We start from the raw sequence: 26,239 nt of genomic DNA, 5'->3' as shown, positions 1-26,239 counted from the left end.
GGCACGGATGGACTGGCATCGTGGGCCGCGCAGACAGGGCCGCCGGACGGGCTCTCAACTTGTAATGTTTGCGCAAAACCTTCAGGGTATAAAAACGATTTCGGACACAACGCCCGCGTTCAGACGCAGCGCGAGGCGCCGTAAACGATCCCCGAGCCAGGCGGGATGGGCCCGCCAGACCACGGCTCGGCATCCGGGTACCGATTGCCCTCCGGATGTGCAGGAAGAACCGGCCAGGCCGGTGTCGGGTGCTGCGAACAACGCACCTGGCGCATTGATACCCGAACACCGGGCGTAACCCGCCTGGCTCGATCGGGCTGCTGGCGAGACCGCCGAGTGATGCGGAGGTCGCGGTTCACTGCGTTTGCGGGGTGTTGTGCCGGCGGATCGGCCTTGGGGCCGGTCCGGTCACGCTTACAACAGCAGCAAAGCCAAGAGGAACCAGCATGGCAGCGAACATCAAGAATGATCAGGACTTCGGCGAAAAGCCGACCGAGCGCCGTAATACCGAGAACTATCTCAACGAGTACACCACCGGCTTCGTCGATAAGTGGGATGACCTGATCGATTGGGACAACCGTGCCAAGAGCGAAGGCACCTTCTTCATCGAAGAACTGAAGAAGCGCGGCGCCAAGCGCGTGCTCGACGTCGCCGCCGGCACCGGCTTCCATTCCGTGCAGCTGCGTGAGGCGGGCTTCGACGTGGTGACCGCCGACGGCGCCCCCGAGATGCTCGTCAAGGCCTTCGAGAACGGTCGCAAGCGGGGCCACATCCTGCGCACCGTGCAGGCCGACTGGCGCATGCTGAACCGCGACATCTACGGCCGCTACGACGCCGTCGTCTGCCTGGGCAACTCGTTTACCCACCTGTTCAATGAACACGACCGTCGCAAGGCCCTGGCCGAGTTCTACTCCGCCCTGAACCACGATGGTGTGCTGATCCTCGACCAGCGCAACTACGACACCATCATGGACCACGGTTATTCGTCCAAGCACACCTACTACTACTGCGGCGACAACGTCCAGGTGCAGCCGGCCCACGTCGACGAAGGCCTGGCGCGCTTCCAGTACAAGTTCCCGGATGGCTCCGAGTACTTCCTGAACATGTTCCCGCTGCGCAAGGCCTATGTCCGCCGCCTGATGCGCGAAGTCGGTTTCCAGCATATCGAGACCTACGGGGACTTCCAGGAGACCTATCGCGAGAGCGATCCGGACTTCTTCATCCACGTGGCCGACAAGCGTTATATCGAGGGCGAGGAACGATGAGCGAGAACTACTCCGACGTAGTCGAAACCGCTCGCGACTACTACAACAGCGAGGACGCCGACACCTTCTACAAGATGGTGTGGGGCGGTGAAGACCTCCATATCGGGCTGTACGAGTACAAGGACGAGCCGATCGGCGACGCCAGCCGTCGCACGGTCGCGCACATGTCCGACCTCCTGGGCGAGCCGCAGCCGGAATGGCGCGTGCTCGACATGGGCGCCGGCTACGGCGGTGTCGCCCGCTACCTGGTGGAAAACTACGGTTGCGATGTCACCGCGCTGAACCTGTCCGAGAAGGAAAACGAGCGCGATCGCGAGATCAACAAGGCGCGCCACCTCGACGACAAGATCACCGTGGTCGACGGCAGCTTCGAGAAGGTCGACGAGCCGGACGCGTCCTATGACGTCGTCTGGTCCGAGGACTCCTTCCTGCACAGCCAGAACGAAGACAAGAAGAAGGTGATTCAGGAGGCCGCGCGCGTCCTGAAGCCGGGTGGCTGGCTGATCTTCACCGATCCGATGCAGACCGACGACTGCCCGGATGGCGTGCTGGACCCGATCCTCGCCCGCATCCACCTGGATTCGCTGGCGAGCCCCGCGCTTTACCGCGAGGCGGCCAAGGCGGCGGGTCTGGAGGAAGTCAGCTTCGAGGAGCACTCCGGCCAGATCTCGACCCATTACGGCCGCGTGAAGCAGGAGCTCGAGTCCCGCGAGGACGAGTTGAAGAACTACATCTCGCAGGACTACATCGACCGCATGAAGCAGGGCCTGCAGCACTGGGTCGATGGCGGCAACTCGGGCTACCTGACCTGGGGCATCTTCCGCTTCCGCAAGCCGGCCCGCTAGGTCGGTCGCGGAGAAAGACCGGGAGGGCTATCCGCCGTCAGGCGGGTAGCCGCTTCCAGACCCCGTCCATGCGGCCTTCGAGCGGCTGGAAACGGGTCTTGTATTCCATCTTCGGTGCCTGGTTGATCCAGTAGCCGAGGTAGACATGAGGGAGGCCCAGGCGGTGCGCATGTGCCACCTGGGTCAGGATCGCGAGGGTGCCCAGTCCGCGGCGCGGCTGATCCGGATCGAAGAAGCTGTACATTGCCGACAACCCCTGCGGGGTGCGGTCGGTGACGGCCACCGCGACCAGCGTGTCGGCCTGGCGGAATTCGATCAGATCCACTGGACCGTTCCGGTGGGCGAGCATTCCCGCGTATTCCTCGTGTCCCATCTGTTCCATGCCGCCGCCCGTGTGACGGGCGGACTGGTAGCGCGAGAACAGCGGCATGTGCTCGCCGAGATCGGCGGCGGGCGATGGTCCGGGCTGCTCCGGCGGCCGCCGGATGGCAACCGCGAGATCGTGGTTGCGGCCCAGGCAGCGGCGCTGGCTCCGGTTCGGGCGAAAGGCCGCAACCGGGATGCGCACTGGCACGCAGGCCGCGCACTCGGGGCAGTGATGCCGATAGACAAACTGACCGCTGCGGCGAAAGCCCTCGGCCAGTAGCTGGCCGAAGCGCGCGCCGCCCAGGCTGACCGCGGGGTCGACCAGCAAACTCTGCATCTCGCGGTCGTCCAGATAGGGGCAGGCCTGCGGGGCAGTAATGAACCAGCGGATCGGGTGTTCCTGCATGGCGCTATCGTGACAGCTCTGTTCACGGGCGCAACCAGGCCGCATCCGGGGCTGCGACGCAATTTGAAAGAGCCTGCCAACAGGGTGGGCTCCACGACGGGGATGGAACCCTGGCGTGTACACTTATCCCATTCGAAACCAATGGTGTACGGCACATGACGGCAACACGAAACGATATCGAGAACGCGCTGAAAGAGCGCATCCTGATCCTGGACGGCGGTATGGGTACCACCATCCAGCTGTACAAGCTGGACGAGGCCGATTACCGCGGCGAGCGTTTCAAGGACTGGAAATCCGACCTGAAGGGCAACAACGACCTGCTGTCGCTGACTCGTCCGGACATCATTGAACAGATCCACAACGACTACCTCGAGGCCGGTGCCGACATCATCGAGGCCAATACCTTCAACGGTACCCGCATTGCGATGGCGGATTACCACATGGAGGATCTGGTTCCCGAGTTGAACCGCGAATCCGCGAAGCTCGCACGCAAGGCGGCCGACGCCTGGACCGAGAAGACCCCGGACAAGCCGCGCTTTGTCGCCGGCATCCTCGGCCCGACCAACCGTACCGCGTCGATCTCCCCGGACGTGAACGACCCGGGCGCGCGTAACGTCGATTTCGACACCCTGGTTGCGTCCTACAAGGAGGCCGCCGAGTCCCTGGTCGAGGGCGGCGTCGACCTGCTTCTGATCGAGACGGTGTTCGACACCCTGAACGCCAAGGCCGCGATCTTCGCGGTGAAGACGCTGGAAGACGAGCTCGGGAAGGAACTCCCGATCATGATCTCCGGGACCATCACCGACGCCTCCGGCCGCACCCTGTCGGGCCAGACCACCGAGGCATTCTGGAACTCCGTGCGTCACGCCAAGCCGGTCTCCATCGGTCTGAACTGTGCGCTGGGCGCGAAGGAAATGCGCCAGTATGTGGCAGATCTGTCGCGCATCGCCGACACCTTCGTCTCGGCGCACCCGAACGCCGGCCTGCCGAACGAGTTCGGCGACTACGACGAAAGCCCGGAACAGATGGCCGAGGACGTCGGCCCGTGGGCCGAACAGGGCCTGCTGAACATCATTGGCGGCTGCTGTGGCACGCTGCCGGAGCACATCCGCGCCATGCGCGAGGCGGTCGAGAAGCACGCCCCGCGCAAGGTACCGGAGGTCGAGGCAGCCTGCCGTCTGGCGGGTCTCGAGCCGTGCAACATCACCGACGATTCGTTGTTCGTGAACGTCGGCGAGCGCACTAACGTGACCGGTTCGCGCAAGTTCCTGCGCCTGATCCAGAACGAGGAATTCGACGTTGCGCTGGAAGTCGCGCTGAACCAGGTCGAGGGTGGCGCGCAGATCATCGACATCAATATGGACGAGGGGATGCTGGAGTCGCAGGACGCGATGGTCCGCTTCCTCAAGCTGCTCGCCGGCGAGCCCGATATCGCCCGGGTGCCGGTGATGATCGACTCCTCCAAGTTCGAGATCATCGAGGCCGGCCTGAAGTGCGTGCAGGGCAAGCCGGTGGTCAACTCGATCTCCATGAAGGAGGGCGAGGAAAACTTCATCAAGCAGGCCCAGTTGTGCCGCCGCTATGGCGCCGCGATCGTGGTCATGGCCTTCGACGAGGATGGCCAGGCGGATAACGAGGACCGCCGTGTCGAGATCTGTACCCGCGCCTACAAGCTGTTGACCGAGAAAGTCGGTTTCCCGGCCGAGGACATCATCTTCGACCCGAACATCTTCGCGATCGCCACCGGCATCGAGGAGCACAACAACTACGGCATGGATTTCATCGGGGCGGTGCGCCGCATCAAGAACGACCTGCCGCACGCGCTGATCTCCGGTGGCGTGTCCAACGTGTCGTTCTCCTTCCGCGGCAACGAGCCGGTACGCGAGGCGATCCACGCCGTGTTCCTGTACCACGCCATCAAGGCGGGCATGGACATGGGTATCGTCAACGCCGGCCAGCTGGCGGTCTATGACGACATCGACGCCGAGCTGAAGGAGCGGGTCGAGGACGTGGTGCTGAACCGTCGCGACGATGCGACCGACCGTCTGCTCGAGACGTCCGAAGACTACAAGGGCCAGGGCGGCAGCAAGAGGGAAGAGAACCTCGAGTGGCGCGAATGGGAAGTCTCCAAGCGTCTTGAGCACTCCCTGGTCAAGGGCATCGACACCTACGTGGTCGACGATACGGAAGAGGCCCGCCAGGCATACGACCGCCCGATCCAGGTGATCGAGGGTCCGTTGATGGACGGCATGAACGTGGTCGGCGACCTGTTCGGTGAGGGCAAGATGTTCCTGCCGCAGGTGGTCAAGTCCGCCCGCGTAATGAAGAAGGCCGTGGCCCATCTGATCCCGTACATCGAGGCCGAGAAGACCGGCACCGAAAACAACGGCACGATCCTGATGGCCACTGTGAAGGGCGACGTGCACGATATCGGCAAGAACATCGTCGGCGTGGTGCTGCAGTGCAACAACTTCGAGGTCATCGACATCGGCGTGATGCAGCCGGGGGCCGATATCCTGAAGGCCGCCAGGGAACATGACGTTGACGTCATCGGTCTGTCCGGCCTGATCACCCCCTCGCTGGAGGAAATGGCCAATTTCGCCGCCGACCTCGAGCGCGAAGGCCTGAAGACCCCGCTGATGATCGGCGGCGCAACCACCTCGCGCGCCCACACCGCGGTGAAGATCGAGCCGAACTACTCCGGCCCGGTGGTCTGGGTGAAGGATGCCTCGCGCGCCGTGGGCGTGGCCCAGAGCCTGATCAGCCCCGAGCTGCGCGAGAAGTACGCCGCCGACATCCGCGAAGAGTACGAGAAGCTGCGCGTGCAGAATGCCGGGCGCAAGAAGAAGGTCCAGTGGGTCACGCTCGAGAAGGCACGCTCCAACAAGCCGCCGATCGACTGGTCCGAGTACACGCCGCCGAAGCCCAAGGCGCTGGAGACCGACAACCTGCCGGGGCAGCCGAAGGTGCTGCACCCGCATGGCGACGGCTCCGTCCTGCTGCGTTTCGATGACTACGATCTCAACGAGGTCGCCGAGTACATCGACTGGACGCCGTTCTTCCACTCCTGGCAGCTGCACGCCGCCTACCCGCGCATCCTGGATGACGAGAAGGTCGGCGAAGAGGCGCGCAAGCTGTTCAAGGACGGCAAGGACATGCTCAAGCGGATGATCGACGAAAAGTGGGTCACCCTGCGTGGCGTGGTTGGCTTCTTCCCGGCGAACACCGTCGATGACGACGACATCGAGGTGTACACGGACGAGAGCCGCTCCAAGGTGCTGAAGAAGCTGCACCACCTGCGTCAGCAGACCGAGAAGCGTCGCGGCCAGCCGAGCCACTCCCTGGCCGACTTCGTGATGCCCAAGGAAGCGGGCGGTCCGGACTACATCGGGGGATTCGCGGTCAGTGCCGGCGGCGATGTCGACGTCAAGGCCAAGGAATACGAAAAGGCCAACGACGACTACCGCGCCATCCTTGTGAAGAGCCTGGCAGATCGTCTGGCCGAGGCCTTTGCCGAGTGCATGCACTACCATGTGCGTCGCGAGTTCTGGGGCTATGTCCCGGACGAGTCGCTGGAGAACGAGGACCTGATCGAGGAGAAGTATCAGGGTATCCGTCCGGCGCCCGGTTATCCGGCCTGCCCGGAGCACACCGAGAAGGCGACCCTGTGGGAGCTGCTGCAACCGGACGAGCACGCCGACATGACGCTCACCGAGAGCTACGCCATGCTGCCGGTCTCGGCCGTCTCCGGCTGGTACTTCGCGCATCCGGAGTCCCGCTACTTCGGTCTCGGCAAGGTCAACCGCGACCAGGTCGAGGACTATGCCAAGCGCAAGGGCATGTCGTTCGAGGATGCCGAGCGCTGGCTTGCGCCGAACATCGGCTATGACGACAGTGACGAGGCCAAGGCAGATGCCAAGGCCGAGCGCGAGGCCCGGACCGCGTAAGTTCGCGAGCCTGCCTCCGGGCGGGCCGGGTGACCGGCCCTTGCCCGGCAAACTTCGAGCCCCGCCCCGTGCGGGGCTCGCTTTGTTTGGGACGCCGCGCCAAACTGGACGGGTCCGTCCCCTTTCGGATGGGCCTGCCCCCAACCGGAGTCTGCGCATGTCTGCCCGCGAACCCGCGATCGATGCCCGACCGGCGATGTTCCGCAATCACCCGTTCGGCTTCATCCTGAGCCTGGTGCTAATCCCGGCCTTCGGCCTCGGCTTGCTGATCCTGCTGTGGTGGTATCTACAGACGCGCTCGGTACGCCTGCGTATTGACGCCGATCAGGTGCATCTGGAGCGGGGCCTGCTGTCGAAGTCGCATGTCGACCTCGACATCGGCCAGATCCGTACGGTGAAGGTGGACCAGAGCTTTTTCGACCGCATCTTCCGTGTCGGCCGCATCGCGGTGTACACCACCGGGGACAACCCGGAGTTCCGGGTCAACGGCATTCCGGACCCCCATCGCGTACGCGAATACGTGCGGGGGCGGCGCGAGGGCGTGGCATGAGCGGCGCGGACCGGCGCGACAGCCGCCTGGCGTCGCGCATCCTGCTCGGCACCTCGGCGCTGGTCGCGTTACTGGTGGCGCTGCTGGTGTTGGCGGCGGCGGTCTCCCTGCCGGGACTGTCGGAGTGGGTCGCCCTCACCTTCGATGACGGCATGGGCCTGAAGAGCGCGGCGCTGGTGGCGGCCATTGTCTCGGTGCTGGTGTCGATCGTGTTCGCCCTGGCGGCTGGCGAGGGACTGATCGGGGAGCTGCAGTTCATGATCCCCGGATTCTTCCTGTTCTTCGTGTTTTTCTGGCTGATGCTGGCCTGGATCTTTTGATCCGCGACCACTCCCCGTGCATCCTGCCTTTCCCTCTCAATCCCCGGAGCCCCGAGCGTGACCACTGACGCGGACAACGAGTCAAACCCCCAGCACCACCTGACCCTGCGCCCGACGCGGGTCGAGGATTACGAGGACATCCGCGAGATCATGGAGCGGGTCTATCACGACCTCGACGGCGCCTGGAGCGAGGCGCAGTTTCGCTCCCAGGTGATGCGCTTTCCCGAGGGTCAGATCTGCATCGAGGACAACGGCAAGGTGGTCGCCGCGGCGATCAGCCTGATCATCGAATACAAGCGCTTTGGCGATCAGCACAATTACTGGCAGATCACCGGCAACGGCTTCCTGACCACCCACGACCCGGACGGCGACACGCTCTACGGCGTGGACGTCTTCGTGCACCCGGACTATCGCGGGCTGCGCCTGGGGCGGCGGCTATACGACGCGCGCAAGGAGTTGTGCGAGAAGCTGAACCTGCGCGCCATCGTCGCCGGTGGGCGCATCCCCGGCTTTGATGAATACCGCGACGAGCTGACCCCGCAGCAGTACGTGCGCAAGGTCAAGAACCACGAGATCACCGACCCGATCCTGACCTTCCAGCTGGCGAACGACTTCCACGTCCGCAAGATCATCACCAACTATCTGCCGGATGACGAGAAGTCCGGGGCCTACGCGACCCTGATCGAGTGGTTGAACATCTACTACGAGGAGAAGGAGAAGCTGATCGGCGGCAGCCGCTCGGACGTGCGCATCGGCGTGGTCCAGTGGCAGATGCGCCCGACGGTGGACCTGGACTCCCTGTTCCAGCAGGTGGAGTACTTTGTCGACGCGGTCTCCGGCTATCGCTCGGACTGCGTGCTGTTCCCGGAATTCTTCAACGGCCCGTTGATGGGGGCGTTCAACCAGGAATACCCCGCCGAGGCCGTGCGCCGCCTGGCCGAGTACACCGACGCGATCCGCGAGGAGATGGTGCGCCTGGCGCTGGCCTACAACATCAACATTGTGGCCGGGTCCATGCCCGAGTACGACAACGAAGTCCTGCGCAACGTGTCGTACTTGTGCCGTCGCGACGGGACCTGGGACCGTCAGTACAAGGTCCATGTCACCCCGGACGAGGTCTCCTACTGGGGCCTGCAGGGCGGCGACGAAGTGCATGTCTTCGATACCGACTTCGGCAAGATCGGCATCCTGATCTGCTACGACGTCGAGTTCCCCGAGTTGCCGCGGGTGATGGCCGATCACGGCCTGCAGATCCTGTTCGTCCCGTTCTGGACCGACACCAAGAACGCCTACCTGCGGGTGCGGCGTTGCGCCCAGGCCCGCGCGATCGAGAACGAGTGCTACGTGGTCATCTCCGGCTCTGTGGGCAACCTGCCCAAGGTCGAGAACATGGATATGCAGTACTCCCAGGCCGCGGTGTTCACCCCGTCCGACTTCGCCTTCCCGCACGACGCGGTGGCGGCAGAGGCGACCCCGAACACCGAGATGACCCTGATCGTGGATCTCGACCTCGACAACCTGAAGGAGCTGCGCAATCACGGTTCGGTGCGCAACCTGCGTGATCGCCGGCGTGACCTCTATTCGGTCAAGTGGAAGTCGAAGCCAGTGTAGGAAACACGGAGCGGTGTTCCCGGATGACGCCCCGCTGGCCGACCGGCCCGAGCGAGAAAGTGTGAACCGGTTCCGGTTGCCCCGGCGACCCCACTGGTATCCGGGAGCGGGGGCCCGTAGTCTTGCGACTCTAGGGATGCTCGGCCACTGGGAATCCAGCGTGGTCGACGGCCGTGCCGCCGTCAGGCGGGCGGATGTCAGTCAGGGGGAAGCATGAGCGATCAGATACCGGACCCGAAACGCGCCGCGATCCTCGTGGTGGATGACTCCAAGGTCATCCGGGTTGCGTTGCAACGCATTCTGCAGGGTCAGAACACCGTCTACGAGGGGGCCGACGGCGAACAGGCCCTGGAGCTGCTGCAGCAGTATCCCGATATCGGGCTGGTGCTGACCGATCTCTCGATGCCGGGCATCGACGGCCAGGATCTCCTGCTGCGTATTCGCGATGGCGTCGATGAAGTCCCCACCGACCTCCCAGTGGTGATCGTGACCGGTCAGGAGAGCGACGAGGCGGCCAGCGACGAATGGCGTTCACTGGGGGCCAATGCCGTCCTGATGAAGCCGTTTGTTCCCACCCGCGTGCGCGAGGTCGTGGCCGAACTCCTGCCACCGCCTCCGGCACCCGAGCCCGCACCCCCCGCCGAGACCGCACCCGACTCCGCCGAGAATCAGGCGCTGCGGGACGAGGTCGAGCGCCTGCGCCGCGAGTTGATGCTGCGACAGCAATCCTCCAACGAGCGCGAAGCAAAGCAGGAGCTGGAGCGTCTGCGCAACGCCCTGGGCGAGGCCCGCGACGAATCGACGGCGGCGTTTCAGCGTGCGGAGGAGCGCGAAGGCGAGATCGAGTCCCTGCAGGCCCGTCTGCAGGAGACCGAGGCGGCCATGGCCGAGGCGCAGGCCAGCGCTGCGGAAGCGGAGACTATCCGCGCGCAGGCCGAGGAACGCGAGCATGAGCTCGAGGCCCTGCGTACGCGGGTTGAGGAGCTGGAAGCCGACTCGAACGCGTCCCCGGTCGAGGCCAATTCCGCGTCAGAGACGCTGCGCACCCGTCTGCACGAGCTCGAGGCAGAGAATGTTCGCCTCGACCACGAGCTTGTCGATCTGGAGCGCCAGCGCGAAGAGGAACAGACGGAACTGAAGGTGGCGCGGGGCGAGGCCGAGCGCCTGCGCCGCGAGCGCAACCAGCAGTGCGAGCGCGCCGCGGCGGCCGAGAAGGCCCAGGCCGAGGCCGAGCAGCGCTGTACGGATAGCCAGGATTCGGCTTCGGATCTGGGTGATCGCCTGGTGGCCCGCGAGCGGGAACTGGCGGAGGCCCAGCAGCGCAACCAGGATCTGCGTGGACGCATCCGTGATCTGGAGCACGCCCTGACCGGCCACAGCACCACCGCTGCTGCGGAGCCGATGAGCGAGCCGAGTCGGGGGGAACCGGTCAAGGCGGAGCCGGGGGACCGCCCGCGAGCTTCCCTGTTCGATGCGAAACCCGCGCGTCTGGGGCGTCGTCGCTGGTTCCGGCTGGCGTTTGTCGGGGTGCTGGCGGTGATCGTGGTCCTGGGGGTGGCGATCTATCTGCGCGGGGCCTGAAGCGCCGTGTGAACGCAGCGGGCACCTGGCGGTGCCCGGCGTTCGCCTGGTTTAGTGTCGGTCGCGGAGGACACCCAGCAGGTGGTTCCAGGAGTCGTGGTCGGCGCGGGCGTCATAGCCGACCGGCATGCCGAACTCCTCGGCAATGGCATCGGCCCCCGGATTGGTGAAGCTGTGCTTCACGCCGGAGAATTCCACCACGGTGTAGCGTACTTCGGCCTCCTGCATCTCCTCCTGGAAACCGGCGACTTGCTCCGGCGGGATCATCGGGTCTGCGGTGCCAGTGAAGGACAGCAGTTCGGCCGACACCTTGCCGGCCTCGGCCCGGTGCTCGGTTCCCAGGCCGCCGTGGAAGCTCGCCGCCACGTTCAGGTCCATCCCCGCGCGCGCGGCCTCGAGGGCCACGGTGCCGCCGAAGCAGTAGCCGACCGCGGAGGGCGGCGCATCGGCGCTGGCAGCATGCGCGCGCAGCCAGTCGTAGGCGGCCTGGAAGCGGCCCAGCATCAGGTCGCGATTCTCGCGGATTTCCCCGGCGAACTCGCCGGCGGTAGACGGGTGATCGGCCAGCTTGCCGCTGCCGTACATATCCAGGGCGAAGGCGGTGTAACCCTCGTGGGCCAGCTGCTCGGCGCGGTCGCGAGCGTAGTCGTTGTGGCCCCACCATTCGTGAATGACCAGGATCGCGGGGTGCGGCCCGTCGCCTTCGGGATGGGCCAGATAGCCGGTCATCTCGTCGCCGTCATGGTCGTAGGTGATCTCTTCGGTCTGGATACCGGCCAGGGCCATGCCGGGGAGCAGGCCGGCGAGCAAAACGGCCAACGGCGCAAATGCGGACTTGCTAAACATTGGACACCTCCTTGGAGGTCGAAACGTCGTGTTTTCGACCCGGACCCCCGAGTATGGTTCGCCCCCGGCCGGGTTACAACGGAGGGGACAGCGGCTACAGTAGAGACGTCGGGGCCACGTGCGCGAGGCGGCCTCGAACCAGGACGAGTGAGGCGCAGCGATCCCCGTTCCGCCTCGGCAAGAGGATCCACCCATGTCCGACCGTTCCGCCAACGATTCCCTTGAGGCCCGTGTCCAGTCGGCTGACAAGCTGCTGGCCATGCCGCAGGTGGTGTTCGAGGTTGCCCGCCTGCTCGAGGACGACGACGCCACGGCCGTCAAGATCGCCAGCAGCCTGGGGCGCGATCCCGGCCTGGTGGCCCTGGTCCTGCGTATCGCCAACAGCCCCGCCTATGCCCCGGCGCGTCCGGTTGACTCGGTGGACCGCGCGATTGCCCTGCTGGGCCGCGATGCCCTGCAGCGTCTGGTGGTGGCGAGTGCGATCACCCGTGCCACGGCCAGCATCCCGGATCAGGAGCGCCTGCCGCTGGAGGTCTTCTGGCGCCATTCGGCCTATTGCGCGGTGATCGCACGGCAACTGGCGATGCGCGTGCTGCCGCGCCAGGCCAGCGGCATCTTCCTGGCTGGTCTGCTGCATGACCTCGGCAAGCTGCTGCTGTTCTCGCAGTCGCCGGAATCGGCCCACCGGGCCTTCCTCTCCAGTCTGGATGTTGGTGACGGCCTGAGCCCGCAGGGCGCGGAGCGGGCCCAACTGGGCTTCGATCATGCGGAGCTGGGCGGGGCCCTGGCCGCGCACTGGGGTCTGCCGGAACTCCTGGTCGACTGCCTCGCCGGTCACCATCACCCGCTGCAGGCGCCGGAGCGCAACCGCACCGCAGTGATGCTGGTGCACCTGGCCAACACCGGTGCCCATCTGGCCGAGATCGATTCGCGCGACTGGGCGGATGCACCTCCGGTAGATCCGGCGGTGTGGGTCGCCCTGCACCTGGCCCCCGAGGTCCTGCTCGCCGCGGTGGAGGAGGCCCAGCACGAGGTCCTGGCGGTGCAGGATCTTTGCGATCCAGCGCACGACGGAGAGCCGCGGCCATGATCGCTCGCCGTGAACCTGCGGGCGGCGCTCGAGTCTCATCGACTATGCAGAGTCGGGCATTCCAGCTTGGTCGATTGCGCGCTCTGGTCCTGACGGGGCTGCTGCTCCTGCTGACGGGTTGCGCCGGGGTTCCAGCGGCCCTTTCCCCGTTGCCTGCTGCCGCCCCCGATCGCGATCAGGTGCTGGCGGATCCCGAGGCCGTGAAGGGCGAGACCGTGGTCTGGGGTGGGGTGATTGCGGACATCGACAACACCTCGGGCGGTACCCGGCTGGAGGTGGTGGCCCGCGAGCTTGATCGCCAGGGGCGACCGCAGGAGGCGGACCGCTCACCCGGGCGCTTCCGCGTGGTCAGCAGCAGCTTCCTCGACCCGCAGATCTACAAGGCAGGCCGCGAAGTGACCGTGCGGGGTGTCATCCACGGAATCGAGGAAGGCAGCATCGGCGACTACGCCTACACCTTCGTTACGCTGCAGGCGGATGCGGTCTACCTGTGGCCGCGGCGCCCGCCACCGACGGAGCGCGGCTACCGCGATCCGTTCTACGATCCGTTTTATGACCCGTTCTATAGTCCCTGGGGCCCGCGCTACGGCCTCTACGGGCGCTATCACCCGCATCCCTGGTATTGGTGAGCATGACCCGATTCTTGCGTCCTTTCCTGGCATTGCTGCTGTCCGTGTTCCTGGCCGCGTGCGCCTCCGGCCCGTTGGAGGCCCCGGATGACCCGGCCGTGCAGGTTGAGCCGCGTGGAGTCACCGCCGATAGCCTGCCGCCCGACGAGCAGGTATGGGGCGGTGTGATCGCGCGCGTCCACAATCGCGCCGAAGCGACCTTCATCGAGGTGGTCGGTTACCCGCTTAGTCGCCAGGAGCCGCAGACGCGGCAGTCCACCACCGGGCGTTTCCGCCTGCGTGTGGAGGGCTTCGCCGACCCGGTGGACTATCGTGCCGGGCGCCGGATTACCGGTGTCGGGACGGTGACCGGGGTCGAAGATGGTCGGATCGGCGAGCTGGACTATGTCTTCCCGGTGCTGGAGGCCCACTCGGTGCACCTGTGGCCGGAGCCCGAGCCGGCGCGTTCTTCCGGCGGTGTGCGCTTTGGCATAGGCATCGGAATCGGCTTGTAGGCCGTCCCGGGGCGGCCGGCGCGCGTTTCCACGAATCCCCATGCAACGAGGAGTATTCATGCGAGCAGTCGTGTTCGACCAACCCGGACCCGCCGAGACCCTGCGTCTGGACGATGTGGCGGAGCCGGCGCTCACGGCCCCCGACCAGGTCCGCATTCGGATGCTGGCGGCCGGCGTCAATCCGGTGGATACCAAGGTGCGCGCGGGAGGCATGATCGTCCCCGGCGCGCCGCGCAACACGCCGGGCTGCGATGGGATGGGAATCATCGAGGAATGTGGCAGCGCCGTGCATCACGCGCGGCCGGGGCAGCGGGTCGCCTTCTGTTTTGGCGGGGTCGGGGCCGACCCCGGGACCTACGCCGAACAGGTGGTGGTGCCCGAGGCCGCGGTAGTCCCGGTACCGGCGGCGGTATCCGATGCCCAGGCCGCCGCCCTGCCGCTGACCTGGCTGACCGCCTGGGAGGCCCTGTTCGAGCGGGCCGACCTGCAGCGCGGCCAGAGCGTGCTGGTCCATGCGGCGGCCGGTGGGGTCGGGCAGATGGCCGTGCAGATCGCGCGCGCCGCCGGTGGCCGGGTACTGGGCCTGGTGCGGCGCGACGAGGCGGCCGCGATTGTCACCGCGCTTGGGGGCGATGTCGTCGACCTGCGCAAGCCGGATGCCGCGGACGCGATCATGCAGTACACCGACGGTCGCGGCTTCGACATCGTGCTGGACACCGTTGGCGGCGAGGTCTTCCGCGAGGGCCTGACGCAGGTGGCCTATGGCGGGGATCTGGTTACCCTGCTGGCACCCCCGGCAGACACCGACTGGAACCCGGCGCGGCTGCGCAACCCGAGCATCAGTCTGGAGCTGATGCTGACGCCGATGCTGGAGAATGATCGCCGCCGTCTGAAGCACCAGGCCACTCTAGTGGGCGAGGGTCTGGCCCGGCTGGCCAGCGGTCGCTTGCAGGTCAACGTCGAGGACACCCTTCCGCTGGCCGAGGCCGCCGAGGCCCACCGCCGCATCGAAGCCGGCGGCCGCCGTGGCAAGCTCGTACTGCGTATCCCCGAATAAGCGGGTCTTGCAACCACGAAGCACACGAAGACACGAAGAAAGGTCGGTCGGAAGAAGGATGGTGTGGGCGCCCTTTTGCGGTCCACCGGTGATGCGTTGACCTACACGGTTGCCACTCGGCCCCGGCAACCGATCGTCCAACCTTCGTGTAACCCGATCTTGACCTTGCCCGTCTTCGTGCCTTCGTGTGCTTCGTGGTGGACCAGAAAGGTTAGCCGCCGAAGAGGTGGCTGAAGACGCGGGCGCCGCCGATGTAGGTGCCGGCGGCCGAGCCCAGGGTGGTCAGCAGGAAGACCAGCAACACGCGCGAGACGCGGTTGCGCCACCAGCCGCGGGGCGTCGTGGTGTCCTGGCGCAGGCTGGCGAAGTCGGAGACCCGCGGCTTGCGCAGGTACAGCTCGGCCGCCGCCGCGACAAAGCCGACCCCGATGGTGGGGTTCAGCGAGGTCAGCGGGGCCGCCAGGGCGGCGGTGAGTACGGTCAGCGGATGGGCCAGGGCGATGATCGCGCCGAGGGCCGCCAGCCCGCCATTGATCAGTACCCAGTCGATCACCATCTGGAGGCCGATATCCGGGTTGCGCGAGAACCCGATGGCAAAGCCGGCGAGGATGATCCCGATCACCACCCACGGAACGACCTTGGGCCAGCGCGCCTTGGGCGGGGCCTGATCCAGGGCATCGAGGATCGCGTCGGGCGGGGTCAGGTGATCCTCGGCCTGTTCGGCAATCCCGGGCAGGTGGCCGGCCCCCACCACCGCCAGGATGCACCGGGTTTCCGGGTTGGCCGCGAGGCGACGCAGGTGGGCGGCCATGTAGTGGTCGCGCTCTTCGATCAGGGTGCGGTAGAGGTCCTCGGACTGCTCGGCGAACTCGCTGAAGGTGGACTCCAGCATGTCGCCTTCCTTCAGGCGTTCGATCTCGGATTCGTCGATCTTCTCGCGCGAGAGGACGGAGCTGAACAGCCCGCCGATCAGCCCCATGCGTTCCCACCAGCGCACCGCGCGGTAGGTGCGGCGCAGGGTCAGGCCGATGTCGCGGTCGATCAGGGCCAGGGGGAGGCCATTGTCCAGGGCGCCATCCATCGCCGCGCGCATCTCCGCCCCGGGCTCGATGCCGTATTGGTCGGCCAGACGTTGCTGGTAGGCCCCTAGCGCCAGGCTGGCGGCGATCATCGGGGCCTGGCCCTTGCGCATGACGCTGAACAGGTCCATGCGCCCGACCGCGTCGGGGTCCAGCATTGCGCGCTGACGGCTTTCGCACAGCTCGACCGCCACGCTGTCAAAGGCCCCCGTGTCGATCAGGGCGCGTACCTTGTCGGCGCTGGCGCGCGACACGTGCGCGGTGCCCAGCACCACGACCTCGGTGTCGCCCAGTTGCAGGACGCGGTGGGGTTCGTCGGCGATCAGTTCCTGGACGGCGGGATTCATGCGTGGCGGGCTCTTGCTCCGGAGGGCGGGGCGTATTCTACGGCGAATGCGCGCGGCCCGCAGCGCCGGCGGCCGGATCGCGCGTTACGGGGCATCGGGATCGGCCTGTGGCACGTCGTCGGGCGGGCTGTCTTCGTCCGCTTCAGGGAGCGGTTCCGGCACGCGGAGGCTCTCCAGGCGTTCGACCACGCGCAGCGCGCGCTCGTGGGCCGAGATCAGTCCGGCATGGTCGGGCGCCAGTTCGAGCCCCTCTTTCCAGTGCCCCAGGGCCTCTTCGATGTCACCGGCGGAGTAATGGCTGCGGCCCTCCTCCAGCAGCGCCTCGGCGCGCGCGTCTCGGCGCTCGCGCCATTCCTCGCACAGCACGCGATGGGCTCGCTGGGCGGCCTGGTCCGGGCCGGAGGCGTCAGTGTCGGGCGTGATCTCGTTGCGGCACCAGCGCGCCGCCGTCACCAGGTCGTCGGCCTCCAGGGCTTGGCGCAGGCGCGCATTGATGGTGGAACGCGGGACTTCTTCCTCGATCTCGGGGGGTTCGGCCTGGCGCAGTTCGCGCTCCAGGCGCGCGATGCGTTCTGCGCGTTCGGAGTCCGAGGCCAGACCCTGGGCCAGGTGCAGGAGCTCCAGACGTTCCTCGCCATGGGTATCGGCGGCGTAGCGATCCAGCGACCGCGCCAGGGGCTCGCGACGATTGGCGAGGCGGTCGGGATCGTCCGGCAATCGTTCGCTGTGGCGCACCAACGGACGCATGACCTCGAGCAGGCGCAGCCGCTGGACGAGGGCGCGCGCCTCGAGGATGTCGTGGCGTTGCTGCAGGGTCTGCAATCCAATCTGTCGCTGGCGCTCCAGTTGGCTGATGAATTCCCGGCGTTCGCTGTCCGGCGGCAGTTGTTCCTCGGCCGTCTCGAGGATCTCCAGGGCCTGAGCGACCGCGCCTTCGGCCGAGGCGGCGCGCGCCTCCTGCATCGCCTCGGTCGCGGCGGTCGCAGCCTCGTCCTCGATGGCCGCCCGTCGTTCGGCCCATTCGGCGCGCGGTTCCGGGGCGTGCTGGTCGATCAGCTCGAGGGCGCGCTGGTACTCACCCGCCACCAGCGCGCGTTCGATGCGCAGCTCGGGCGGGGCGAAGGGGTCCAGGGCGGCACAGCCCTGGACCAGCAGAAGCGCCAGCAGGATGCCCGCGAGCGGGAACAGGGCGCGGGTTGCGTTCATGTGCGATCCGTGGCGTTCAGTACCCGGGCGGTGGGCACGGCTTCGCTGACCCCGTGCAGCTCGTGGGTGCCCCAGTCTTCGGTACGGAATCGCCCCTTCACCTGCTCATGCTCCATGAATGCGGCGGTCGTGACCAGCCCGCCGGGGGGAGCGACCGTAACCAGGCGGGCCGCGAGGTTGACGGTATCGCCGACCACGGTGAACTGCATGCGGTCTTCGGCCCCCATGTTGCCGGCCAGCATCTCGCCCGCATTCAGGCCGATACGGAACTCCACCCGGGTATCGCCGCGGCGTTCGCGTTCGGCGTTGATCGAGGCGACGGTGTCCAGCAGGGCCAGGCCGGTCTGCACGGCGGTCAGGCGATGGTTTCCGGCATCCGCCCCGAGGCCGAAAACCGCCATGGTGCAGTCGCCCATGTACTTGTCCACCGTGCCGCCGTGACGGGCGATGCATTCCGACATCGGGCCGAAGAATTCGTTGAGCATGCGCCCCAGGGCCTCCGGGCTGCAGCGCTCCGACAGCGCCGTGTAGCCTTGGATGTCGGCAAACAGTACTGCCCCGTCCAGTGCGCGCCCGCCCAGCTCCACCCGGTCCAGGTTTTCCAGGATGTCCTGGGCGATGGCATCCGACACGTAGCGGCGCAGGGCGGCCTCGACCTGGTCCTTGCGCAGCAGGTCGCGCGCCATATCGTTGAAGGCGTCGGTCAGCTGGGCGATCTCGTCCTGGCGCACCATCGGCAGCGGGTTCCCCTGGTCGTCCATGGGCTGCCCGCGCGAACGCATGCTTTCGGCCAGGCGCTCCAGCGGGCGCACCAGGCGCTTGCTGATGTCGATCGCCAGGATCAGGCTCAGGAGAAAGATCCCGACGGCCGTCGCGATCCCGGCGTTCAGCGTGTTGCGGATTAGCTCCTGCATTGGCGAGGTGTCGATGTAGGCCTCTATGTGGCCCACCTGCACGTCCTGAAAGCGCACGTTGCGTCGGTAGGGTTCCACCGTCGGTGCCAGCGGCCACACTCCGTCGGTGAGGGATTGCTCCGGAGGTGTCCCGGCGCTGGCAACCTGACCTCGGTCGATCGCGTAGGCGGTGATGGACTCGACGCGCCCCTCCTCCACCAGTGAGTTCAGCAGGGTCTCCAGGGTCAGGTAGTCCTCGGCCAGCATCAGTTCGGCCGAGGTGCGCGCGACCGGCGCCACGGTGCTCTCGGCCTGGGCGCGAATCTGGTTGTCCAGCACGTTGCTGACCTGGTTCAGGACCACGGCCGACAGGGTCACGATGCCGGCCAGCGTCAGCCCGGCGATCGCCGCGACGATCTTCCATGCGATCGGCAGGTAGCGCGGGGTGAAGTCGGCGCTGCTCACGCCCAGGCGTGATCCGCCGCCGGACTTGCGGCGGCGGATCACGAGATCGGGTCCTGGTTCGCGGTCCATGGGGTCAGCCAGGCCCGCCAGTCGGCGAGCAGGGTGTCGGAGCGCGCTGCCACGGCGGAGCGCTTGGTCAGCGATCGGCCGAATACGGGGTCGCCCGCGAGGCTGCACATGGCCCCGCCGGCGCGGGCGAGCATCAGCCCGCCGGCCGCGCTGTCCCACGGGGCCTGGCCGCCGTGCAGGTACAGATCGGCGCGCCCGGCCGCCAGCCAGGCCCACTCCAGGGCACAGGCGCCGAGATTGCGTTGCGAGCGAAACGGCGCATTGCAGGCCAGTTCGCGCGCCAGGGGGGCATCCAGGCGCTTGTAGTCCACCAGGGCGATGGCGCGGCCCAGCTCCGTGGCCGGGAGGCGATTGGCCGCCGGGGGCGCGACCCCGTTCAGTGTCAGTGCGGTGTCCTCGGTCGCCGTAAACAGCTCGTCGCGTACCGGGTCATAAGTGGCCCCGTGGGTGACCCGTTCGCCCTCGATGCGGGCGATGGAGATGGCGAAGAAGGGCATGCCGCCGGCGAAATTGGAGGTGCCGTCCAGCGGGTCCACCAGCCAGAAGGTGGGGGCCGTCTCCAGTATGCGTGCCTGTTCGCCGCGTGCCTGTTCCTCGCTCAGTACCGGCGCGTTCTGCCCGTATGCGTCCAGCAGGGCGCGCACACGCGCATCCACCGCGTGGTCGGCCTCGGTGATCACGCTGCCGTCCGCCTTGTAATCCACGGCGATATCGGCCTCGAAACGGGGCAGCAGTTCTTGCCGCCCGATCTCGCGCAGACCCTGCGCGAGATCGGAGAAGGGGAGAGCAGTGGAAGTCATGCAGGCCTGAAAACGCTAGTGGCAAGGTGAGCGAGCCGGAGGCGGCCGGGTAGGCCCGGACAAACTCCGGTTCGATTGCGCTTATCATACCGGTCCATGACGGGCTTGATCATTATATTATCCATTGCGCTAGTGGTGTTTTACGTTAATGACACCTGGCGTGCCAATGAGCGTGCCCGGCGGGTTGGGCGCCATGCCTGCGAGCGGGCAGGGGTGCAGCTGCTCGATGCCACCGTCGTGCGTACCGGCCAGCGTCTGCTCTGGGGCGACCGTGGCCTGACGCTGCAACGCCGCTACCGCTTCGAATTTTCCGCCGATGGGGCGGAGCGACATCCCGGCGAGATATCGCTGGAAGGCCGACAGTTGAAGCGCGTGACCCTGGACTGGCCGGACGGCGGCCGCGAGTTTCAGGGGCCGGACAGCGATGACGAGGGCGGAGGGGCGCCCCGGTGACCCTGAGCGAGCTGCGTTATGTGGTGGCCGTCGCAAATGCCCGCCACTTTGGGCGAGCGGCCGAGGCCAGTCATGTCAGCCAGCCATCGCTGTCGGTGGCGGTGCGCAAGTTCGAGGAAGAACTGGGCGTGACCCTGTTCGAGCGCGGCCGTGGCGAGGTGAACGTGACGCCGGCAGGTGAGCAGATTATCGCGCAGGCGCGGCGCGTGCTGGCCGAGGTCGAACAGCTGCGTTCGGTTGCCGTGCAGAGTCAGGATCAACTCTCCGGTCCGTTGCGCCTGGGCGCGATCTACACCATTGGTCCGTACCTGCTTCCGGAACTGATCCCCGCGCTGCACGAGCGCGCGCCGAACATGCCACTGGTGATCGATGAGAATTATACCGGGCGGTTGCGCGAGCGGCTCAAGCAGGGTGAGCTCGACGCGATCATCATTTCGCTGCCGTTCGAGGAGCCGGGGGTGGTCACGCTGCCCCTGTACGACGAACCGTTCATGGCCGTGCTGCCGGCGGCGCATCCGCTGAAGGACAAGGAACCCCTGCGCCTGGAGGATATGGCCGATGCGACCCTGCTGATGCTGGGCGCCGGACACTGTTTCCGCGACCAGGTGCTGGAGCGCTGCCCGGACTGCCAGCGCACGGTGACTGCGGATGGCAGTACCCCACGCAACCTGGAGGGGTCGTCGCTGGAGACGATTCGCCACATGGTGGCCTCGGGGATGGGGGTAACCATCCTCCCGTGCACTGCGGTGGGAGCGGATCGCTATGCCCAGCGGCTGCTGGCCGTGCGGCGGTTTCAGGATCCGGCACCCAGCCGGCGTGTGGCCCTGGCCTGGCGGACCAGCTTCCCGCGTCCGGAGGCCATTGAGGCGCTGCGTCGCGCGGTGCTCTCGACCCCGCTGACCTGCGTCGATTTTATCCAGCCCGGCGCGGGGTAGGCCCCTTTAAGGAAACACTGCTTGAGGCGGGATGTTCTGCCGCGGTTCAGTTGCCGGCGAGGACGCGGTTGCGCCCGGCCTGCTTGGCCGCATACAGGGCCTCGTCCGCCGCCTGGTAGGCGGACTGGAGGGTGGCGCCGCGCCCGATGCCGGCCACGCCGATGCTCGCGGTGACCTTGACCGCGCCGGCGCTCTCCAGCGCGGACTGGTCGCCGGCGGTGGCGCAGGTGCGCAGGGCGGCAATGGCCAGGCGGATGCGCTCGCCGCATTCCATTGCGCGGCTGAGATCCGCGCCGGGCAGCACCGCCAGGAACTCCTCGCCGCCCATGCGTACGCACAGGTCGGATTCGCGGGTGGTGCTGCGCAGGGTCTGCGCCACCAGGCGCAGGATATCGTCCCCCACGCTGTGGCCGTATTCGTCGTTGATCTGCTTGAAGTGATCGAGATCGATGGCCAGCACCGACATCGGGCGATCCTGGCGGCGACAGTCGGCCAGCCACTGGGCCCCCTGTTTCTCGAAGGCGCGGCGGTTGCCGAGTCCGGTCAGTTCATCGGTCTCCAGGCTCTCGTTCAGGCGCTGGAAGCGCAGGGCGTTGGCCAGCGCGGGCGCGGCCAGCCCCAGCAGCGCCTCGATCAGCTGCTGTTCTTCGTCGGTGAAGCGGCGCCCGCGCATCAGGATCAGCGAACCCATGGTCTCGCCGTTGAAGCTCATCCCGTACTCGATGCGATGGCGATCCTCGTCGCCGCCGGACCAGGTCTCGTCACTCTCCTGCCGGATGAAGAACCAGCCGCTATGGTGGACCTGAGCGTGCAGGTGTTCCTGCAGGCGGGCGAGGACCGTCCCGAGCTCGAGGCTGGAGGACAGGGCCTGCACGAAGGCAAGGGCATCAAAGGGCGTTCCGGCATCGCCAGTCGTCTTGCCCTTGGCGGATACCAGTCGCAGGTTGTGGGCGTTCCCGTCGCGGTTCATGGCCGTCTCGCTCGCATCGATCGTTGGATCGAGAGTAAAGCGAGATCCATGCCACTTATCGTATATTTCGGTAAAACAGAGACTTGGATCACGGATAACGGAGGTTTTGACGGAAATTCGGCGATTTTCCGCCGCCCCCGGCAGGTCCTGACCGCCGCGGCGGCAACGGGTGGCAATATTCTGACGCCCCGGCGATGGGGCACGATCCCCGAGTGATGGGCGGCCTACATGAGCCGGGCGCGCGCTTGCCCTACACTGCGCCGCATGATTCGAATACAAGATATTGAGCTGCGTCGCGGCCGGCAGATCCTGCTGCAACACTCCAGCCTGACGGTGCATGCGGGTTGGCGGGTGGGCCTGACCGGCGCCAACGGGTCCGGAAAATCCAGTCTTCTGGCGGCGTTGCAAGGCGAATTAAGCCTGGATGCCGGCGAGATCGACCAGCCCTCGGAGTGGGTGGTGGCGCATCTGCCGCAGGAGGTCCCGGGGAGCGAGCGCTCGGCCGTGGACTACGTCCTGGATGGCGATACCGAACTGCGCGATTTGCAACAGCGCCTGGAGCAGGTGTCCGATGGCGCCGAGCAGGCCCGCCTGTTCGGCGCGCTGGAGGCGGTCGACGGCTGGACGGCGGATGCCCGTGCGCGGCGGCTGCTGGCAGGCCTCGGGTTCGCTGCGGCGGATGCGGATCGGCCAATGAGCGATTTCTCCGGCGGCTGGCGCATGCGCCTGGGCCTGGCGCGCACGCTGATGACGCGCTCGGACCTCTTGCTGCTGGACGAGCCCACCAACCACCTCGATGTCGAGACGATCTTGTGGCTGGAGGACTGGCTGGCGCGCTATCCGGGCACGGTGATCGTGATTGCGCATGACCGGCGGTTTCTCGATTCCGTGTGTACCCATATCGCGCACATCGAGCGTGGTGGCATCGCGCTGTACGCCGGGAGCTACACCCACGCCGAGGCCAAGCGCGCCGAGGCGATGGCCCAGAGCGAGGCGTCTGCCGCAAAGGTGGCGGCCGAGCGCGCCCATCTGGAGGACTTTGTCCGCCGCTTCCGGGCCAAGGCGACCAAGGCGCGCCAGGCACAGAGCCGCCTGAAGCGTCTGGAAAAGCTCGACGAGGTGGCCGTGATCCGCGCGGCACGGCCGATTCACCTGGAGATCCCGACCCCGGAGCGTCTGCCCGACCCGCTGCTGGCGCTGGATCATGCCGAGGTGCGCTCCGGGGACCGCGTCCGCCTGCATCCGACGACTTTACGTCTGCGGCCGGAGGACCGAATCGGCGTTCTGGGCCCCAATGGTGCCGGGAAATCGACACTTCTGACGCTGCTGGCCGGCGAGCTGGCCCCGACCGCGGGCGAGCGCCGGGTCGAGCCCAGCTTGAAGGTCGGCTATTTCGCCCAGCACCAGAGCGAGCAACTCGACCTGAATGCCTCGCCCCTGGTGCACCTGCAACGTCAGGACCCGCGTGCCGAGGAGCAGCGCCTGCGCAACTTCCTCGGTGGCATGGGGTTTCCCGGCGAGAAGGCGGAACGTCCGGTCGATCAGTGTTCCGGGGGGGAGCGGGTGCGCCTGGTGCTGGCCCTGCTGATCTGGCAGGCGCCGTCATTGCTGCTGCTGGACGAACCGACCAACCATCTGGATCTGGACATGCGCGAGGCGCTGGCCGAGGCGCTGGAGAACTATGCCGGCGGCCTGGTGGTGGTGGCGCATGACCGCGAACTGCTGGCTCGGGTCTGCGACCGTTTCTGGAAGGTTGAAGGCGGCCATCTAAGCGACTTCGACGGGGATCTGGACGACTACGCCCGCGAGCTGAAGGCCCGCGAGCGGGAGGGTGCCGCCACGAACGCCGCGGAAACGCCTGCCACGACGTCCACAAGTGGTCCGGTACTGTCCGCGAAGGAGCGGCGTCAGCAGGCGGCGCAGGCACGCGCCGCACTCAAGCCGCTGAAGAAGTCTGCCGACCTTGCCGAGCAGGAGCACGCTCGCGTGCAGGAGCGACTGGATGCGCTGGAGATCGAGTTGGCCGATCCGGCGCTGTATGCCGACGACGCCGCGGATCGTCTGGCGCAGCTGACCCGGGAGCAGGGCGAGCTGCGTAGCCGGCTGCAAACGGCGGAGGCCGAGTGGATGGATGCGCTGGAGGCCCTTGAGGCGGCGCAGGGAGAAACTACCGAATGAGGGGCTCGTCAAAGACCCACCCTTGAAGTCGGGTATTGCAGGGTCTATACATGGGGGTGAATACATTGGAGCGAGGAGTGATCCCCATGAATGCACAGGAACTGAATCGTCGCTGTGTCGAGCTCTTTCACAACCCCGATGCAAAGCTGCATTGCTGGCACCCGCGCATGTTCTGGGAGACCCACATGCTGGAGAATCCCAAGCCGGAAGACCTGCAGGAACCCAAGGTCGACCTGCGCGAGCTGGAGGTGATGCTGGCGGAGGCCGCGCATGAGCCCTCGCAGTGTGCCGACGAGCTGGAGCAGGAAGAGCCCGGCCGGGCCGCGTTGATCCGGCACATGATGGAGCGTGGCGAGATGCCGCTGCTGCATCGGCCGCACTGATCGGTCTATCGTGGAGCGATTATTGATTTTGGAGTGAGCCCCCATCGGGGCTCGATCCCGTCACGTACTGGCGGGATCATCGGCCCCCGGCAGCCTGTGCTGCCGGGGGCTTTTTCCTGCCGGTGAGCGGTCCGCTTGCGAGCGAGGATTACTGGCGGATGAAATCCGAGAAGTAGAGCGCTGCGATCCGGGGCGCCCCGGTGATCTCCTCCAGCAGTTCGTTCAGCTCATCCGTGGCCTCGGTGCGCAGGTCCTCTCGGGCGCCACCGCCGGTCAGGCTGTCCGGGCTGCGCCCGCCAAGGATGCGGATCAGTCGGTCGCGCACTGCGGGGATGTGCTCGCGAATCGCGCGGGCGTCTTCCAGATCGTTTCCTTCCAGCTGGATGGAGGCCTGCAGGTAGCGCCCGCGGTCGGAGGATTCCATGTTCACCACCACTGGCTCCAGGGTCACGTAATGGCTGTCCAGGTCGTCCACGGCGAGCGCGAGGGGCGCGGCCAGCATCAGGGCAACACCCAGAAGAGCGAGGTGCAGGGAACGAAAGGGGCTTCGGATCATGGCGTGTGCTCCGGGGCGGGTTGCGTGCTGGAGGCGATCAGGCCGCCGCGTCGATGGGGCTCCTGACCAAAGTATGCCACCAGATGCTCATAGATTTCGGGCATGGCCTCGCGCAGGCGCGCCGGCTCGAAGAAGAAGGACTCCGCCGCGACGGCCAGGAACTCCTCCGGCGCGGTGGCCGCATACGGGTCCAGCGGCAGCTCCGCCTCGGCGATCTCGCCGGCCTCCACCGCCTCCACGAATGCCTCGAAGGCCCGCGAGAAATCCTCCGTCCAGGCGCGGGCCGCCTGCCCGTGGGGCAGAGGTGGAAAGCCGTTGACCTCGCCGTTGCCGGCGTCCAGCACGTGGGTCATCTCGTGCACGACCACGGCACCGTCGCGTTCGACATCGTTCCACGACAGGATCACCGGGCCGCGCTCCCAGGCCTCGCCGGACTGGGGTATCGCCCCCTGATGGACGACGCCGGCCTCGTCCACCCACTCGTGTTCGGGCACGAAGGTGTCGGGGTACAGGATCAGCGTACGCCAGTCGCGGTAGGGCTCGAGGCCCAGTTCCAGCACCGGCAGCGCGGCGTAGGCGGCGATTACCTGGCACTGCCAGGGTTCCGGTTCGGCGGCGATGCCGATGAATTCCTTTTGCGCCAGGATCTGGCCGACCAGTTCGCGCAGCCGGGAGCGCTCCTCCGGTGTGAGGCTGGCGATGAACGGGACCCGCCGGCGCAGGACTTCCCATTCGTCGTTGTCCAGCTGCACGGCCTCCGGTTCCAGGCCGGCAAAGGGCCCCAGAAGGCGGCGGAACAGGCCGCGCAGAGGAAAATGTGGTGTCGAATGCATCGTCCAATCGTCGCATGTTTGCCAGCCGGGCGCCGTGCAGGGCCGGAAAATCATGGGGCACCCGC

Annotated in this window: 24 protein-coding genes; 15 read left to right on the top strand and 9 right to left on the bottom strand. The window is 66.8% G+C overall.

The window, feature by feature from the left end; all coding sequences use genetic code 11:
• The first annotated feature begins 446 nt into the window (after window positions 1–446).
• Together D578_RS0107095 and D578_RS0107090 are read left to right on the top strand one after the other, a co-directional pair.
• Entirely contained in the window at window positions 447–1,265 is an 819-nt protein-coding gene (locus D578_RS0107095; protein ID WP_018949277.1) for a class I SAM-dependent methyltransferase, read from the top strand.
• Window positions 1,262–2,110, top strand: a complete 849-nt coding sequence (locus D578_RS0107090; protein WP_018949276.1) for a methyltransferase domain-containing protein — start codon at window positions 1,262–1,264, stop codon at window positions 2,108–2,110. The genes D578_RS0107095 and D578_RS0107090 overlap by 4 nt, the downstream gene beginning before the upstream one ends.
• Before the next feature lie 37 nt (window positions 2,111–2,147).
• Here D578_RS0107090 and D578_RS0107085 read toward each other — a convergent pair whose 3' ends face one another.
• Window positions 2,148–2,882, bottom strand: a complete 735-nt coding sequence (locus D578_RS0107085; RefSeq protein WP_018949275.1) for an arginyltransferase — start codon at window positions 2,880–2,882, stop codon at window positions 2,148–2,150.
• 155 nt (window positions 2,883–3,037) lie between these two features.
• On the opposite strand from D578_RS0107085, the gene metH reads away from it, so the two are divergent.
• The 5 genes from metH (at window position 3,038) to D578_RS0107060 (ending at window position 10,891) form a co-directional block, all read left to right on the top strand.
• Window positions 3,038–6,829: a methionine synthase gene (gene metH, locus D578_RS0107080; RefSeq protein ID WP_018949274.1), complete on the top strand. Its 3,792-nt coding sequence runs from the start codon at window positions 3,038–3,040 to the stop codon at window positions 6,827–6,829.
• A gap of 157 nt (window positions 6,830–6,986) precedes the next feature.
• Window positions 6,987–7,379, top strand: a complete 393-nt coding sequence (locus D578_RS0107075; RefSeq protein WP_018949273.1) for a PH domain-containing protein — start codon at window positions 6,987–6,989, stop codon at window positions 7,377–7,379.
• Window positions 7,376–7,699, top strand: coding sequence for a hypothetical protein (locus D578_RS0107070; protein WP_018949272.1), 324 nt, complete (start codon window positions 7,376–7,378; stop codon window positions 7,697–7,699). The genes D578_RS0107075 and D578_RS0107070 overlap by 4 nt, the downstream gene beginning before the upstream one ends.
• 57 nt (window positions 7,700–7,756) lie before the next feature.
• Window positions 7,757–9,310 (top strand): bifunctional GNAT family N-acetyltransferase/carbon-nitrogen hydrolase family protein, encoded by a 1,554-nt coding sequence (locus D578_RS0107065; RefSeq protein WP_018949271.1) that lies wholly within the window; start codon window positions 7,757–7,759, stop codon window positions 9,308–9,310.
• Window positions 9,311–9,523: 213 nt separating this feature from the next.
• Window positions 9,524–10,891 (top strand): response regulator, encoded by a 1,368-nt coding sequence (locus D578_RS0107060; protein WP_018949270.1) that lies wholly within the window; start codon window positions 9,524–9,526, stop codon window positions 10,889–10,891.
• A 51-nt stretch (window positions 10,892–10,942) separates the two neighbouring features.
• Here D578_RS0107060 and D578_RS0107055 read toward each other — a convergent pair whose 3' ends face one another.
• Window positions 10,943–11,737: a dienelactone hydrolase family protein gene (locus D578_RS0107055; RefSeq protein ID WP_018949269.1), complete on the bottom strand. Its 795-nt coding sequence runs from the start codon at window positions 11,735–11,737 to the stop codon at window positions 10,943–10,945.
• Between the two features lie 193 nt (window positions 11,738–11,930).
• Between D578_RS0107055 and D578_RS0107050 the strand changes: the two genes are divergently transcribed.
• The 4 genes from D578_RS0107050 to D578_RS0107035 are packed head-to-tail and all read left to right on the top strand — an operon-like array spanning window position 11,931 to window position 15,007.
• Window positions 11,931–12,827, top strand: a complete 897-nt coding sequence (locus tag D578_RS0107050) for an HDOD domain-containing protein (protein WP_018949268.1) — start codon at window positions 11,931–11,933, stop codon at window positions 12,825–12,827.
• A gap of 44 nt (window positions 12,828–12,871) precedes the next feature.
• On the top strand, window positions 12,872–13,456 hold the full coding sequence (locus tag D578_RS0107045) for a Slp family lipoprotein (protein ID WP_018949267.1): 585 nt from the start codon (window positions 12,872–12,874) through the stop codon (window positions 13,454–13,456).
• Window positions 13,457–13,458: 2 nt separating this feature from the next.
• Entirely contained in the window at window positions 13,459–13,950 is a 492-nt protein-coding gene (locus D578_RS0107040) for a Slp family lipoprotein (protein WP_026289233.1), read from the top strand.
• A 58-nt stretch (window positions 13,951–14,008) separates the two neighbouring features.
• On the top strand, window positions 14,009–15,007 hold the full coding sequence (locus D578_RS0107035; RefSeq protein ID WP_018949265.1) for a zinc-binding dehydrogenase: 999 nt from the start codon (window positions 14,009–14,011) through the stop codon (window positions 15,005–15,007).
• 211 nt (window positions 15,008–15,218) lie between these two features.
• Here the strand turns inward: D578_RS0107035 and D578_RS0107030 are convergent, their stop codons facing one another.
• The 4 genes from D578_RS0107030 to D578_RS0107015 form a co-directional block, all read right to left on the bottom strand.
• Window positions 15,219–16,433 (bottom strand): TraB/GumN family protein, encoded by a 1,215-nt coding sequence (locus tag D578_RS0107030; protein ID WP_018949264.1) that lies wholly within the window; start codon window positions 16,431–16,433, stop codon window positions 15,219–15,221.
• An 84-nt stretch (window positions 16,434–16,517) separates the two neighbouring features.
• The gene (locus D578_RS0107025) at window positions 16,518–17,639 is read right to left on the bottom strand and encodes a tetratricopeptide repeat protein (protein ID WP_018949263.1); all 1,122 of its coding nucleotides are present in this window, start codon (window positions 17,637–17,639) and stop codon (window positions 16,518–16,520) included.
• Window positions 17,636–19,039, bottom strand: coding sequence for an adenylate/guanylate cyclase domain-containing protein (locus D578_RS0107020; protein WP_018949262.1), 1,404 nt, complete (start codon window positions 19,037–19,039; stop codon window positions 17,636–17,638). The genes D578_RS0107025 and D578_RS0107020 overlap by 4 nt, the downstream gene beginning before the upstream one ends.
• Entirely contained in the window at window positions 19,036–19,866 is an 831-nt protein-coding gene (locus tag D578_RS0107015; RefSeq protein WP_018949261.1) for an inositol monophosphatase family protein, read from the bottom strand. The genes D578_RS0107020 and D578_RS0107015 overlap by 4 nt, the downstream gene beginning before the upstream one ends.
• Before the next feature lie 96 nt (window positions 19,867–19,962).
• On the opposite strand from D578_RS0107015, the gene D578_RS0107010 reads away from it, so the two are divergent.
• Together D578_RS0107010 and D578_RS0107005 are read left to right on the top strand one after the other, a co-directional pair.
• Window positions 19,963–20,319, top strand: coding sequence for a DUF3301 domain-containing protein (locus D578_RS0107010; protein WP_026289232.1), 357 nt, complete (start codon window positions 19,963–19,965; stop codon window positions 20,317–20,319).
• Window positions 20,316–21,254: a hydrogen peroxide-inducible genes activator gene (locus tag D578_RS0107005; RefSeq protein ID WP_018949259.1), complete on the top strand. Its 939-nt coding sequence runs from the start codon at window positions 20,316–20,318 to the stop codon at window positions 21,252–21,254. The genes D578_RS0107010 and D578_RS0107005 overlap by 4 nt, the downstream gene beginning before the upstream one ends.
• Before the next feature lie 46 nt (window positions 21,255–21,300).
• Here D578_RS0107005 and D578_RS0107000 read toward each other — a convergent pair whose 3' ends face one another.
• The gene (locus D578_RS0107000; RefSeq protein WP_018949258.1) at window positions 21,301–22,224 is read right to left on the bottom strand and encodes a GGDEF domain-containing protein; all 924 of its coding nucleotides are present in this window, start codon (window positions 22,222–22,224) and stop codon (window positions 21,301–21,303) included.
• A 264-nt stretch (window positions 22,225–22,488) separates the two neighbouring features.
• Between D578_RS0107000 and D578_RS0106995 the strand changes: the two genes are divergently transcribed.
• Together D578_RS0106995 and D578_RS0106990 are read left to right on the top strand one after the other, a co-directional pair.
• Complete coding sequence (locus D578_RS0106995; RefSeq protein ID WP_018949257.1) at window positions 22,489–24,402, top strand: ABC-F family ATP-binding cassette domain-containing protein; 1,914 nt, start codon at window positions 22,489–22,491, stop codon at window positions 24,400–24,402.
• 86 nt (window positions 24,403–24,488) lie between these two features.
• Window positions 24,489–24,785 carry a hypothetical protein gene (locus D578_RS0106990; RefSeq protein ID WP_018949256.1) on the top strand — a complete coding sequence of 99 codons (297 nt, stop codon included), beginning with the start codon at window positions 24,489–24,491 and terminating at the stop codon, window positions 24,783–24,785.
• Window positions 24,786–24,933: 148 nt separating this feature from the next.
• Here the strand turns inward: D578_RS0106990 and fliL are convergent, their stop codons facing one another.
• Both fliL and D578_RS0106980 read right to left on the bottom strand, forming a co-directional pair.
• Window positions 24,934–25,341 (bottom strand): flagellar basal body-associated protein FliL, encoded by a 408-nt coding sequence (gene fliL / locus D578_RS0106985; RefSeq protein WP_018949255.1) that lies wholly within the window; start codon window positions 25,339–25,341, stop codon window positions 24,934–24,936.
• Window positions 25,338–26,174 (bottom strand): zinc-dependent peptidase, encoded by an 837-nt coding sequence (locus D578_RS0106980; RefSeq protein WP_018949254.1) that lies wholly within the window; start codon window positions 26,172–26,174, stop codon window positions 25,338–25,340. Before D578_RS0106980 ends, fliL begins: the two co-directional genes overlap by 4 nt.
• Window positions 26,175–26,239 lie beyond the last annotated feature (65 nt).

Source organism: Thioalkalivibrio sp. ALMg11 (genome assembly GCF_000377905.1).
Classification (GTDB): domain Bacteria; phylum Pseudomonadota; class Gammaproteobacteria; order Ectothiorhodospirales; family Ectothiorhodospiraceae; genus Thioalkalivibrio.
Note: the sequence above shows the minus strand (reverse complement) of the source record. Positions and strands in the feature narration are given on the sequence as shown.